The sequence below is a fragment of the Roseovarius aestuariivivens genome (assembly GCF_004761875.1).
Lineage (GTDB): Bacteria > Pseudomonadota > Alphaproteobacteria > Rhodobacterales > Rhodobacteraceae > Roseovarius > Roseovarius aestuariivivens.
The window spans coordinates 385823-398230 of the sequence record NZ_SJEY01000003.1 but is presented as its reverse complement, the minus strand read 5'-3'; the positions used below and the strand labels follow the sequence as shown (position 1 = coordinate 398230).

The following is a 12408-nucleotide window of genomic DNA, read 5'->3' as shown; positions in this document are numbered from 1 at the left end:
AGACGCGCGGGATAATCTCCCCGGATTGCCGAAGATCGGTGCGTCTCTGTCGGAAAGCTGCCATGCTAAACACCCTAATACGCGCAGAAAAATCGGCTCTAACCGCATGTTGTCAGAGAGACAGGTCTGGGTGGCGGAGGAGGTGGGATTCGAACCCACGGTACGCTTTCACGCACGCCGGTTTTCAAGACCGGTGCATTCGACCGCTCTGCCACTCCTCCGCTGCCGCACTTGCTACCCGTCCGTTTGCGATTCTGAAAGGCCGCAGTTGTGCGGGGAATTCTGCCGAGAGGCGTGTTGCAGACTTTCCTTAAGCTGCGTGACCGGCTATTCTGCCCTAAGGCAGAGCGCCCGTAACGGGCAAGTCATAACGCCGGATCAACCGGCACCACGCCAGAAAGGCGCATTCAGGCAAGGGGCAAGAGATGAAAGACATGAACAGTAAGGCGAGGCGCGGCGGCTCTTTCGCAGTAGTGAGCGCAGCTGCGCTTCTGCTCGCGGGCTGCAGTGAGGACGGGCAATTCGCCCTGTTTCAGTCGCAGGACGTAAACGTTGATGCCGTGACCTCGGCGGACAATTCCGTCAAACTTATAGAGCGCGACGTCGAGGCGCCCGACGTGTTTCAGGTGACAGACAAGGGCCTTTGGGACGGACGCCCATCTCTAGGCGGCGTGTGGGTGGCGCATCCCGATGTTGGCGAACCTGAGCGGGTGATCATTCGCAACACCAAGAACGGCAAGTTCGTCATCGGCGCCTTGTTTCGCCGCGAGCGGGAAAACCCCGGCCCGATTTTGCAGGTGTCTTCGGATGCCGCTGCAGCGCTTGGCATGCTTGCCGGGGCGCCGGTCCAGCTTAACGTGACCGCGCTGCGCCGCGAAGCCGCGCCGGATCCGGCCGCAGCTGCGTCTGTTTCGGCCGAAACGCCGGACGGCGAAACCATGGAGATTGCTCCGCCTGCCGAGGTCGAGGCAAGCGCGCTCGATCCCGTCATGGGCGCCGCCGCGGCGATCGAAGCCGTTGAGGCGCGTCAGGCACCCGAGGTTGCACCAGCCGCGGTGCCGACGCCCAAGCCAACCCAAGTGACGGCTGCCGCGCCCGCGCGCGCCGCGTCTGCGCTTGACAAACCCTATATCCAGATCGGGATATTCAGTGTCGAGGAAAACGCCCGCAACACGGCGGTCGCGATGCGCCAATCCGGGATGATCCCCACAGTCAAGAAGCAAAGCTCGCAAGGCAAGACCTTCTGGCGTGTTATCGTGGGACCGGCTAGCGACGCGTCGGAGCGCAGTGTCCTCTTGAAAAAGATCAAGGGTGTCGGGTTTGATGATGCATATCCAGTGACCAACTGACTTCGGGGAGACCCATGATCGCTGCCACACGACTAATCTCATCGCTTGCTCTGCTTTTTGCCCTGGCTCTGCCAGGGCATGCTTTTGACACCCGCGCGAAGTCGGCCTTTGTCACCGATATGACCACGGGTACCGTTTTGTTGAGCAAAAACGCTGATGAACCGCTGCCACCCGCTTCGATGTCGAAGCTCATGACGCTCTATGTCACGTTCGAGGCAATCCGCGACGGGCGGTTGTCCTTGTCCGAAAAGTTGCCGGTTTCGCAGCACGCCATGAGCTACGGCGGCTCGACGATGTTTCTCGATACCACCGACCGGGTCAGTGTCGAAGATCTGCTGCGCGGCATCATCGTGCTGTCGGGCAATGACGCCTGCGCGGTGCTTGCCGAGGCGCTTAGTCCGGATGGGACGGAGGCGGGCTTTGCCCGCTTCATGACCCAGCGGGGGCAGCAGATGGGTATGACCAACTCGACCTTCACCAACTCCAATGGCTGGCCGGCCGCGGGCCACCGGATGAGCATGCGCGATCTTGCCTTGCTTGCACGTCGAATTATCGAGGATTTTCCGGAATTTTACCCGATGTTCGCGGAAACGACTTATGAATTCGATGGTCGCGCCCCGCAGAATACGCAAAACCGCAATCCTCTGCTCAAGCTTGGTCTTGGGGCAGACGGGCTCAAGACCGGTCATACCCAGGCTGCGGGCTACGGGCTTGTCGGATCCGCCAAGCAAGGTGACCGGCGCATCATCTTTGTCATCTCAGGGCTTGAAAGCGCGCAGGTCCGGGCCGAGGAAGCGCAGCAGATCGTCAATTGGGCGTTTCGGCAATTCACCGAAACCACGATCCTAAAAGCGGGGACCGAGATTGCCCGCGCCGATATCTGGATGGGCGATGCGCCGAGCGTCGGGTTGACTGCGACCGAGGATGTCTCGACCCTCGTGCCGGTTCTGGGACCGGATCAACTTAGTGCCGAGGTCGTTTACAAGGGTCCAATTCGTGCGCCTGTGAACGCAGGGGACGAATTGGCCGAACTGGTGTTTTCGCCTGAGGGTCTGCCCGAGATGCGTGTGCCGCTGGTCGCCGCGCAGAGTGTCGGCACGGGCGGCTTCGCGGTGCGCCTGCGCACTGTGTCGGGCCTTTTGCTCACCCGGCTCAGAGAGGGTCCGGAGGGCGCGCTTTGACAGCCCGAGGCTGGTTTGTCAGTTTCGAAGGGATCGACGGATCGGGAAAGTCCACACAGGCCCGCCACCTTGCGGAACGCCTGCGTGCCGCGGGGCGCGGTGTTGTTCTGACCCGGGAACCCGGCGGAAGCCAGGGCGCCGAAGAGATCCGCAAGTTGGTGCTGGAGGGCGACACCGACCGCTGGTCGCCTGAAACGGAGCTTCTGCTTTTTACGGCGGCGCGGCGTGACCATCTTGAGCGCGTGATCGAACCGGCCCTTGTGGACGGCAAGATCGTGATCTGCGATCGTTTTGCGGACAGCACGCGCATGTACCAGGGTCTTGCGCGTGACGATTTGCGTGACAAGGTGGATGCCTTGCATGACCTGATGATCGGGCGCGAGCCGGATCTGACGATTCTGATCGACATGGATCCTGGCCGTGGTCTTGAACGCGCCTTGTCGCGTGGCGGGCCCGAGGCCCGGTTCGAGAATTTCGGCGCCGGGCTTCAGTCGCGCATGCGGCAGGGATTTCTCGATCTTGCGGCAGAGCATCCCGAGCGGTTCATCGTAATCGACGGCAACCGGCCGGTCGAGACCGTTGCCGCCGATGTGGCGGCCTGCGTCGAGGACCGCCTGGGATGAGCGACGGCGCGATGACAGAGCCTGATCGCGTCGACGGTGCGCCGCATCCGCGGGAAACCCGGCAGCTCTTTGGACAGACGGCTGCGGAAACCGAGTTCCTCGGCGCCTTTACTTCGACGCGATTGCATCATGGCTGGCTGCTGACCGGTCCACGCGGCGTGGGTAAGGCGACGCTGGCCTGGCGCATCGCCCGGTTTCTTCTGGCCACGCCCGAAGAACAGGATGAAGGTCTTTTCGGGGCGCCGCCTGCGCCGGAAACACTGGATATCCCAGCCGACCATCCCGTGGCGCGCCGCATCCTGGCCGGGGCAGAGCCGGGGCTGCATCTCGTGCGGCGCGGTGGCCTCGGCTCAACCGAAAGCGAGCGGCAGAAAAATTACGAAGAGGGCAAGCTTTCAAAGGAAATTCGCGTCTATGAGATCCGCGATCTGGCAAAGTTTGTGCATCTCAGTGCGGCGGATGGCGGGCGTCGCGTGGTCATTCTCGATGCGGCCGACGAGATGAACACAGCCGCCGCGAACGCCCTTCTGAAAATGCTCGAAGAGCCGCCAGCGCGCACCACCTTCCTTCTGGTTGCCCATCAGCCGGCGCGTCTTCTACCGACGATCCGCTCGCGCTGTCGCGAATTGCGGTTGGGTCGCCTCGGGCCAGAGGACGTGATCGCGGCACTGCATCAGGCGGGAATCGACGTAGGTGGGCAGGCCGAGGCGCTGGCAGAGCTTTCGCAAGGTTCGGCAGGCGAGGCGGTGCGCCTTCATAATCTTGACGGTCTGAAACTCTACGCGGAACTCGTCGGCATCGCGGGGTCTTTACCACAGCTCGACCGGCCCCGCGCCCTCAAGCTTGCCGACGCCACCGCGGCGCGGGGCGCGGAAACAAGGCTCGATCTGCTTTTTGCTTTGGTCGACCTCTTTCTGGCACGCCTCGCGCGCAAAGGTGCAAGCGGGACCGCGCCGCCTGAGGCCGCCGCGGGAGAGGCGGACCTGCTTGCCCGGTTGGCACCTGATACGCGGGCAGGTCGGATCTGGGCCGAATGCGCGCAGGAAATCGGCGCGCGGGCCCGCCACGGTCGGGCGGTCAACCTTGATCCCGCCGCGCTTGTGCTAGATACGGTGTTCAAACTGCAACAGACCGCGCTGACGGTCTAACCTGAACAGACCGGACGTCATGACCGATCAGATCCAGATCACCGACAGCCATTGCCATCTCGATTTCGACACCTTCGACGATGAGCGCGAGCAGGTCGTCGCGCGCGCGGTCGAGGCCGGGGTGACCCGGATGGTCACGATCTGCACCAAGCTTCGTCTGGAGCCGCAGGTGCGCGCCATTGCCGAGGCGCATCCCGAAGTTTTTTTCGCCGCCGGCACCCACCCGATGAGCGTCGCGGATGAGCCGATGGCAACGGTCGACGAGCTGGTGAAACTGGCCGAGCACCCGAAATTTGTCGGCATCGGCGAGACAGGGCTTGATTATCACTACACCGCCGAAAGCGCCGAGGCGCAGCAGCAAAGCCTGCGCCTGCATATCGAAGCCGCGCGCCAGACCGGGCTTCCGCTGATCATTCATGCGCGGGATGCGGATGAGGATATGGCGCGCATCCTGAGCGAGGAGCACGCAACTGGCGGCTATGACTGCGTGATGCATTGTTTTTCTTCCGGGCCGGATTTGGCGCAGACGGCAATTGATCTTGGGTTTTACCTTTCAATATCGGGCATCGCGGCGTTCCCAAAATCTTCGGAGTTGCGCGAGATCTTCGCCGCCGCGCCGGTTGAACGGATCCTCGTGGAAACTGACGCGCCGTATCTCGCCCCGCCTCCCTATCGCGGCAAGCGAAACGAGCCTGCCTATACCGTGCACACCGCCAAGGTTGGGGCAGAGACCGTCGGTATGGACTGGCCGGACTTCGCCGCGCAGACACAGGCCAATTTCGATCGGCTCTTCGCTAAGGCCGCGCAGTACCGGGCGGCGGCCTGATGGGTGAGATACGGTTCACCATTCTGGGATGCGGGTCGTCGGGCGGCGTGCCGCGTCTCGGGGGAAACTGGGGCGATTGCGATCCGAATAATCCCAAGAACGCCCGCCGTCGTTGTTCGCTGCTGATCGAGCGTGAGAGCGAAGAGGGTATCACCCGCGTGCTCATCGACAGCTCGCCCGACCTGCGCGCCCAGCTTCTGGACGCAGGCGTGGGCGCGCTTGACGCGGTGGTTTACACTCATAGCCACGCCGATCACGTGCACGGGCTTGACGATCTGCGGATGATCGTCTTCAACATGCGTCAGCGCCTGCCGGTCTGGGCGGATGGCGACACGCAGAACGCGCTTTACGCACGGTTCGGCTACGCATTTATCCAGCCCGACGATTCACCCTATCCGCCGATCCTGGACATGCACACGATCAAGGACGACTTCACGATCGACGGCGCGGGCGGGCCTGTCACATTACGCCCTTTCTGGGTCAATCACGGGTCGATCGACGCGCTTGGTTTTCGGGTGGGCGATCTGGCATATCTGCCTGATGTCGCCGAAATCCCCGACGAAAGCTGGATAATGCTTCAGGATCTGGATTGCTGGATTCTGGATGCGCTGCGCCGAACCCCGCACCCGACGCATGCGCATCTGGAGAAGTCGCTGGGCTGGATCGCGCGCGCCGCCCCGCGCAGGGCAATTCTGACCAACATGCACGTCGATATGGACTACGCGACCCTGGTGGACGAAACACCCGAGCACATCACCCCGGCTTTCGACGGGATGGTGATCTCGTACACCGTCTGAACCGACGATGCAGGCGCTTCTGGAGGTCATCCTGCCGGTCTTCTTCGTGATCGGTTTCGGCTATCTAGCGGTCTGGAAGGGGTGGTTCTCGCAATCGGGCGTCGAGGGTTTGATGAAGTTCACCCAGAACTTCGCCATTCCGTGTCTGCTTTTCACGGCCATTGCCCGCCTCGATTTGGGTCAAAGTTTCGATCTGCGCCTTCTCACAAGCTTTTACGCCGGGGCGGCGAGTGGCTTTGTGCTCGGCCTCGTCGGGGCGAGGTTAATTTTCGGACGCCCTTGGGAGGATGCGGTCGCCATCGGTTTTTGCTGCCTTTTTTCCAACTCGGTGCTTTTGGGGCTGCCCCTGACAGAGCGGGCCTATGGCGCCGACGCGCTTCAGGCGAATTTCGCCATTATCGCGGTGCATTCGCCCTTTTGCTACGGGCTTGGCATCACCGTGATGGAGATCGTGCGCGCGCAAGGCCAGGCCGGGTCCGCCCTGCTCGGCCGGGTTCTGAAGGCGATGTTTTCAAATGCATTGATCTTAGGCATCGTGCTTGGGTTCGCGGTGAACCTGTCTGGCCTTGTGTTGCCCACGGTGCTCAATGACGGGCTTGACCTGATGGTCCGGGCGGCGTTACCGGCTGCGCTTTTCGGGTTGGGGGGCGTTTTGGCCACGTATCGCCCCGAAGGGGACCTTCGGCTGGTGCTGTACATTTGCCTGATCGCGCTCGTAATCCATCCGCTGATCACGCGCGGGTTCGGCCTTGCCTTTTCCCTTCCGGTCGAAGCCACGCGCTCTGCGGTTCTGACTGCGGCGATGGCGCCGGGCGTGAACACCTATATTTTCGCCAGCATGTATGGTCGGGCGATGCGCGTGGCGGCGACCTCTGTTCTGATGGCAACCGCACTCTCGATCCTGACGGTCTGGGTCTGGCTGGCCCTTTTGCCCTGAAAAAAATCTGAACGCATTCGGGGCGTGGCTCGACGCATTTCCATGAAGTCTTGAGTTCATGGAGTTTTTTTCTTGCGTTATCCTCGTCACCGCACTCGGGGCGCTCTGATCACCACTGGCATAATGCTTCTTTGCGTGTCCGCGCTTTGGCCCGATCCGGACGGGAAGGAAACCCGAGCCGCGCCAGATATCCAGACCGAAACCTCTATTCAGAAAGGCTCAGGGCGCGCGGGCAATCTGATCTGATAGCCTTACGGGGCCCTCTGCGGGCTGTTTTGTCTTGACAACCAAAGGCGGTCCCCGGCCAACTCTACCGGGTGCCGCGTTTTGTTAGGCATTATTGAACCAAGTTATTTTCAAGTGCTGATCGAGGGGGAATTCCGTGGGCACTCCGGGCGCGTCCAACGCCGAACTGGCCGGGTTTCTGGCGCGCATGGCCGAAGGCGAAAAAGCGGCCTTCGCCGAGTTCTACAAGGCGATGGAACGGCCGGTGTACCGGTTTATCGCATCGAAATTGAACGATCCCTTCGAAGCGGCCGACATACAGCATGACACCTTCATGGACGTCTGGTGCTCGGCAGTGCGTTTCGAGGGCCGGTCGGCAGTCAAGACATGGGTATTCGGCATAGCCTACAGGAAAACGATGGATCATTTTCGCAAACACAAGCGCATGGATCTCACAGATGAGATTGACGAGCGCGTCGATGACAGCCCCGATGCGGCGACCTGTCTAGCGGCGGCGCAAGAGGCGGTGCATCTGCGCCATTGCCTCGATCAGCTCAAACCGCAACACCGGGCGGCCATCGACCTCGCGTTCTACGAGGACATGACCTATGGCCAGATCGCCGAGATTGCCGAAGTACCGGAGGGCACGATAAAGACACGTGTCTTCCACGCCAAGAAACTGCTGCTGCATTGCCTCTCGGCGCGCATGGCGGAGGCACGGACATGACGACGCAAGATCCCGAGACGATGCTTGTCTTTCTGGCCAATGGCACGCTGGAAGGCGAAGAACGCGCGGCGGTCGAAGCGGCCGTGGCGGCAGACCCGGCCCTTGCGCAAGAGCTTGAGGCGCTCAAGGCGCTGCGCCGGTCGATGCAGCAGGAAGGGCAAGTGCAGACACCCGGCGACATCGGCTTGGCTCGGCTGATGCGGGACATCGAAAGTGAAAGCGGCACAGCAAGCAATGGCATTGTGGCCGCCAACAGCGCGACCGCGCCGCGGCTTTGGAAAGTGGCGGCGGTCGTGCTATTGGGGCTGTTCGTGGCGCAGACGGTCTATGTCGGGCAGACCCGGCAACCGGGCATGGAACTGGCCACGGGCGCACCAGAGACGGTCGGAGAAGCGTATACGTTGCGGGTGGCCTTTGCTGACGACGCGACCGAGGCCGAACTCCGCGCTCTCCTGCTGGCGCAGGGGCTTGACATCATCGCCGGTCCCTCCGCGCTTGGGCTCTATACACTGGCCGCACAGGACGCGCCGTCGCTTGAGGCTGCGCGGTCGGCCCTCTCGACGCGACCGGACCTCATCGACTCCGTGGAGTAGACACCATGCTCAAGCACCTCCTGACCCTTTGTTGCATGCTCTTTGTCGCGCCCTATGCGGCGCAGGCCAGTGTTCGTATTGCGCTGCCTGATTGCGGTCTCGCCGGGCTTTGCTCGACAGTGCCGGGCGAGGTGCGGGTTCAGCAATCTCCGGGCAGGTCCTCGTCCGGAGGCGTGGACCCGGGAGAGCGCGGGACAGTGGCGCGGGGGCTGCCGAGAGCTGCGCGCGACGTGGTCGCCGCCCCAAGCGGCGCACCGGAATACGCAGTTCTGGTTGCGCGCGTGCAGGCCGCCGCGGCGCAGGCCGCGCTACAGGCTGCAGGAGTTACGCTGCTGCGGGGGAGAGCGTTGCCGGAGCTCGGGCAGCAGCTGCTGTTCGTCGCACTGCCCCGCACGCTTGACGTCCAGGCTGCGCAGACGCTGCTGCGGCAGGCGGCGCCCTCGGCGCTGATTGATCAGCACCGGATCTACCGGCGTTCGGCAGGACCGCGGGTCTATCATGCCGCGATGCTGGGCGATGCGCCGGGGCAAAGCTGTCGGTTGTCCGGTGCCGTCCGGGTGGGTGTGATCGATGGCGCGATAAACCCCGGGCATCCCGCTTTGCGGGGGGTAGCCGTCACGCGGCAGAGTTTTCTTGGGCGTAGCGAGGCGGCGGACGCGCCGGGGCATGGCACAGCGGTGGCCGCGCTGATCGCCGGTGCCTCGAGCGCCGGACCGCTCGCGGGTCTCGCGCCGGGCGTGCAGCTCTATGCGGCAGAGGCGTTCGGCAAGGCGCGCAGAGGTCCCGGCGGGCGGCTGGAAGCGATCAGCGCGTCGCTTGACTGGCTTGTTGCGAACCGTGTGCGGCTTGTGAACATGTCGTTTGCCGGACAAAGCAACGTTGTCTTCGACCGGGTGCTGGCGCTCACGCAGGCGCGTGGAGTCGTCATGGTCGCGGCAGCGGGCAACGGCGGCAGCGGGGCCGCGGTTTTTCCAGCGGCCGCGTCCGGCACAATCGCGGTCACGGCTGTGGATGCGGCCGGCGCCATCTACGGTCGCGCCAATTTCGGGCCGCATATCGAATTCGCGGCTCCGGGCGTGGATCTATACGTGGCGTCCGGCGCCTCGGGCGGCAGCTATCGCTCGGGCACGTCCTTCGCCGCGCCGGTGGTCACCGCCATCCTCGCGCGGCAGGCGGCGCGCGGCGGGCTGTCGCTGCAGGGTGCACGCGGTTTCCTGCGGGCGCGGGCGCGTGACCTCGGGCCGGCCGGGCGCGACACGCGGTTCGGCTACGGGCTGGTACAGTCGGGCGGTTGCTGAGCGGCGGACTCATCCGATCTTGATCGGCGCACCGCCGGCAAAGCTGTTGCCGTTCACATAGTCGCAGGGCGCGTCCTGCATCTCGAGGTGCAGACCGACGCCGTCGAAGGGATGCGCGCGGGCGAGCTCCTCGTCGACCTCGATACCGAGCCCGGGCGTGTCGGGCGGTGTGATAAAGCCGTCCTTTATCTGAATTCCGTTCTTAATGAGCCCCTTGTGGAATTCGGTTTCGATCGTTTCGCACATCAGAAGATTGGGAATCGAGGCCGCGAAATGGATGTTGGCGGCCCATTCCACCGGGCCGGCATAGAGATGCGGGGCCATCTGTGAGTTATAGACCTCCGCCATGGCGGCGACCTTCTTCATCTCCCAGATGCCGCCCGCCCGGCCCAGGGCAGGCTGGAGGATCGTCGCCGCCCCCTGGCGCAAGACAGGGGCGAATTCGGCCTTTGTGCACAGGCGTTCGCCGGTGGCGATAGGGATTGAGGTGGCAGAGGCGACGCGGGCCATTTGCGCGACATTGTCGGGTGGGATCGGCTCTTCGAACCAGAGCGGGGAATAGGGCTCGATCGCCTTGGCCAGCCGGATCGCGCCGGCGGTCGTGAACTGACCGTGGGTGCCGAAGAGAAGATCTGCGCGGTCGCCCACCGCCTCGCGGATGGCCTTGCAGAAAGCCGCCGAGAGCGAGATGTCGGACATCGCGGGCATATGCCCGCCGCGCATGGTGTAGGGGCCGGCGGGATCGAATTTTATCGCGGTATATCCGCGACTTACGGCATCGAGCGCGGACTCGGCGGCCATCTCGGGCGAGGTCCAGAATTCGGTCAGATCGTGATGGGGCAGGGGATAGAGATAGGTGTAGGCGCGGATGCGCTCGTTCATCTTGCCGCCCAGGAGTGCCCAGACAGGCCGTCCGCGCGCCTTGCCGAGAATGTCCCAGCAGGCGATCTCCAGCCCCGAGAACGCGCCCATGACGGTCAGGTCTGGCCGCTGCGTGAAGCCCGAGGAATAGGCGCGGCGGAACATTTTCTCAATGTCTTCAGGGCTTTCGCCCTTCATGTGCCGCTCGAACACATCCTCGATCACGGCGCGCATCGCCTGAGGCCCGACGGAGGCGGCATAGCATTCGCCCCAGCCGCTGATCCCGTCACCGGTCGTGATCTTCACAAGAATCCAGTAGCGCCCGCCCCATCCCGGCGCCGGGGGAGAGGTGACGAGAATGTCGAGATCGGCGAGTTTCATGGGCGGCCTCCGAACGGTGGGTTAACCGGGCCGTGCGGCCCGGATCGGGTGTATGATTTGCGTGCACAACCTGTACACAGGCCGTACACCGCCGCGCGATGCGATCCGGGCCCTGCGAATCTTAATGCGAGCCGCGGGCGACCGGAAAAACGGATCGGTCCGCGCCGTGGCCGCGACGGGATCGGGCCGTACCCGCATCCTGCTGCGAGGCGGTCCGTTCGAGCCGTCCAAGGGCTTACAGTCGGGGTGCGAAGATCCGACATGGTCGAGTCAATCGCCGCCGATCTGCAGCGTATCGGACAGCCAGGCATGGTAGTCGGCCAGCGCGGCCTCGTCGCGCTTGCAATAGGACCATTTCTGTTTCTTGCGCACGGTGAGAAACCCCGCGCGACGCAAAAGGTCGATATGGCGGCTGATGGTCGGCTGGGTCACGCCGAGCCGATCCGCGATCATGCTCATGCAGACGCCCTCTGTCGCGGGGTCGGCGGATTGCTGGTCGGCGAATTCGGTTCCGGGATCGGTAAGCAAACGCAGGATATCGAGACGGCTTTCGGAGGAAAGCGCCTTGATCTGGTCGCTGCGATCTGCCATACGATTAGTCATTTAGCAAAATAGCGAAGTGACTATATGAGGATTGGCGAATGTTTTTGACCCTTGATCAGACGTTTCATTTTCGGGGCCAGCGCGTGGCGTGGGGACGCATGGGCGCAGGGGACCCGGTGATCCTGATACATGGCTTTCCATGGTCTTGCCAAGCGTGGCGCAGGATTGCGCCTTGGCTGGCGCAAAGCCGTACGGTCTATTACTTCGATATGCTGGGCACCGGGCAATCGGAAAAGGCGCCCGGGCAAGTCGTGTCGGAAGACGTGCAAAGCGATTTGCTGGCGGCGCTCGTGGATCATTGGGGCGTCGAGCGCCCGCAGGTGGTGGGCCACGATTTCGGCGGGCTGGCCGCGCTGCGCGGCCATTTCGTGAACGGGCTCGACTATGGTGGCCTTCATCTCTTCGACGCGGTGGCGGTGCTGCCCTCGGGCTCGCCCTTTTTCGCGCATGTGCGTCACCATACGGACGTGTTCGAGGGGTTGCCGGATTATGCGCATGAGGCGCTGCTCAAAGCCTATATTCAGAGAGCCGTTGCCGTGCCGATGCGCAGGGAGGTCTGCGAGATGTACCTGGAGCCTTACAGCGGGGAGACCGGGAAAGCCGCGTTCTATGCCCAGGCCTCGCAGGCCGATGACGGCAATATCGCCGAGCTGGAGCCGCTCTTTGCCAAGCCCGATTTCGAGGTGCATCTGGGCTGGGGCGCGCAGGACAGTTTCATCCCTGTGTCGCGTGGCGAGAGGCTGCGCGATGCGATCGGCGCGGACAGTTTCACGGTGATCGAGGACGCCGCGCACATGGTGCTGGAAGACGCGCCCGAGGCGGTGCTGGGTCTCTTGATGCACAACCTCTGAGCCTGGGG

Annotated in this window: 13 protein-coding genes and 1 tRNA gene; 11 read left to right on the top strand and 3 right to left on the bottom strand. The window is 63.3% G+C overall.

Annotated features, from left to right (window positions below; translation table 11 throughout):
- Positions 1 to 131 precede the first annotated feature (131 nt).
- Positions 132 to 221 (bottom strand) — tRNA-Ser (locus tag EZV60_RS07505).
- Between the two features lie 204 nt (positions 222 to 425).
- Here EZV60_RS07505 and EZV60_RS07500 point away from each other — a divergent pair.
- The 10 genes from EZV60_RS07500 (at position 426) to EZV60_RS07455 (ending at position 9704) form a co-directional block, all read left to right on the top strand.
- Positions 426 to 1349, top strand: a complete 924-nt coding sequence (locus tag EZV60_RS07500; RefSeq protein ID WP_425353557.1) for an SPOR domain-containing protein — start codon at positions 426 to 428, stop codon at positions 1347 to 1349.
- A gap of 14 nt (positions 1350 to 1363) precedes the next feature.
- A complete protein-coding gene (locus tag EZV60_RS07495; protein ID WP_135503872.1) occupies positions 1364 to 2530 on the top strand; it encodes a D-alanyl-D-alanine carboxypeptidase family protein in 1167 nt (388 codons plus the stop codon).
- Positions 2527 to 3153: a dTMP kinase gene (gene tmk / locus EZV60_RS07490; RefSeq protein ID WP_135503870.1), complete on the top strand. Its 627-nt coding sequence runs from the start codon at positions 2527 to 2529 to the stop codon at positions 3151 to 3153. The genes EZV60_RS07495 and tmk overlap by 4 nt, the downstream gene beginning before the upstream one ends.
- Positions 3150 to 4301, top strand: a complete 1152-nt coding sequence (locus tag EZV60_RS07485; protein WP_135503868.1) for a DNA polymerase III subunit delta' — start codon at positions 3150 to 3152, stop codon at positions 4299 to 4301. Before tmk ends, EZV60_RS07485 begins: the two co-directional genes overlap by 4 nt.
- Before the next feature lie 19 nt (positions 4302 to 4320).
- Positions 4321 to 5127: a TatD family hydrolase gene (locus EZV60_RS07480; RefSeq protein WP_135503866.1), complete on the top strand. Its 807-nt coding sequence runs from the start codon at positions 4321 to 4323 to the stop codon at positions 5125 to 5127.
- Positions 5127 to 5924: an MBL fold metallo-hydrolase gene (locus EZV60_RS07475; protein ID WP_135503864.1), complete on the top strand. Its 798-nt coding sequence runs from the start codon at positions 5127 to 5129 to the stop codon at positions 5922 to 5924. Before EZV60_RS07480 ends, EZV60_RS07475 begins: the two co-directional genes overlap by 1 nt.
- A gap of 7 nt (positions 5925 to 5931) precedes the next feature.
- On the top strand, positions 5932 to 6861 hold the full coding sequence (locus EZV60_RS07470; protein ID WP_135503862.1) for an AEC family transporter: 930 nt from the start codon (positions 5932 to 5934) through the stop codon (positions 6859 to 6861).
- A 382-nt stretch (positions 6862 to 7243) separates the two neighbouring features.
- A complete protein-coding gene (locus tag EZV60_RS07465) occupies positions 7244 to 7813 on the top strand; it encodes an RNA polymerase sigma factor (RefSeq protein WP_135503860.1) in 570 nt (189 codons plus the stop codon).
- Complete coding sequence (locus tag EZV60_RS07460) at positions 7810 to 8406, top strand: hypothetical protein (RefSeq protein WP_135503858.1); 597 nt, start codon at positions 7810 to 7812, stop codon at positions 8404 to 8406. The genes EZV60_RS07465 and EZV60_RS07460 overlap by 4 nt, the downstream gene beginning before the upstream one ends.
- A gap of 5 nt (positions 8407 to 8411) precedes the next feature.
- Positions 8412 to 9704 (top strand): S8 family serine peptidase, encoded by a 1293-nt coding sequence (locus tag EZV60_RS07455; RefSeq protein ID WP_135503856.1) that lies wholly within the window; start codon positions 8412 to 8414, stop codon positions 9702 to 9704.
- Between the two features lie 9 nt (positions 9705 to 9713).
- On the opposite strand, the gene EZV60_RS07450 is transcribed toward EZV60_RS07455, so the two are convergent.
- Both EZV60_RS07450 and EZV60_RS07445 read right to left on the bottom strand, forming a co-directional pair.
- Positions 9714 to 10946: a mandelate racemase/muconate lactonizing enzyme family protein gene (locus EZV60_RS07450; protein ID WP_135503854.1), complete on the bottom strand. Its 1233-nt coding sequence runs from the start codon at positions 10944 to 10946 to the stop codon at positions 9714 to 9716.
- Between the two features lie 270 nt (positions 10947 to 11216).
- Positions 11217 to 11537 carry an ArsR/SmtB family transcription factor gene (locus EZV60_RS07445; protein WP_135503852.1) on the bottom strand — a complete coding sequence of 107 codons (321 nt, stop codon included), beginning with the start codon at positions 11535 to 11537 and terminating at the stop codon, positions 11217 to 11219.
- A gap of 50 nt (positions 11538 to 11587) precedes the next feature.
- Here EZV60_RS07445 and EZV60_RS07440 point away from each other — a divergent pair, with 50 nt between their 5' ends.
- Positions 11588 to 12400: an alpha/beta fold hydrolase gene (locus EZV60_RS07440; protein ID WP_135503850.1), complete on the top strand. Its 813-nt coding sequence runs from the start codon at positions 11588 to 11590 to the stop codon at positions 12398 to 12400.
- Positions 12401 to 12408: the final 8 nt, after the last annotated feature.

Coding starts and splice junctions, on each gene's coding strand:
- EZV60_RS07500 (WP_425353557.1), top strand. CDS start 426: ATGAAAGACATGAACAGTAAGGCGAGGCGCGGCGGCTCTTTCGCAGTA.
- EZV60_RS07495 (WP_135503872.1), top strand. CDS start 1,364: ATGATCGCTGCCACACGACTAATCTCATCGCTTGCTCTGCTTTTTGCC.
- EZV60_RS07485 (WP_135503868.1), top strand. CDS start 3,150: ATGAGCGACGGCGCGATGACAGAGCCTGATCGCGTCGACGGTGCGCCG.
- EZV60_RS07480 (WP_135503866.1), top strand. CDS start 4,321: ATGACCGATCAGATCCAGATCACCGACAGCCATTGCCATCTCGATTTC.
- EZV60_RS07475 (WP_135503864.1), top strand. CDS start 5,127: ATGGGTGAGATACGGTTCACCATTCTGGGATGCGGGTCGTCGGGCGGC.
- EZV60_RS07470 (WP_135503862.1), top strand. CDS start 5,932: ATGCAGGCGCTTCTGGAGGTCATCCTGCCGGTCTTCTTCGTGATCGGT.
- EZV60_RS07460 (WP_135503858.1), top strand. CDS start 7,810: ATGACGACGCAAGATCCCGAGACGATGCTTGTCTTTCTGGCCAATGGC.
- EZV60_RS07455 (WP_135503856.1), top strand. CDS start 8,412: ATGCTCAAGCACCTCCTGACCCTTTGTTGCATGCTCTTTGTCGCGCCC.
- EZV60_RS07450 (WP_135503854.1), bottom strand. CDS start 10,946: ATGAAACTCGCCGATCTCGACATTCTCGTCACCTCTCCCCCGGCGCCG.
- EZV60_RS07445 (WP_135503852.1), bottom strand. CDS start 11,537: ATGGCAGATCGCAGCGACCAGATCAAGGCGCTTTCCTCCGAAAGCCGT.
- EZV60_RS07440 (WP_135503850.1), top strand. CDS start 11,588: ATGTTTTTGACCCTTGATCAGACGTTTCATTTTCGGGGCCAGCGCGTG.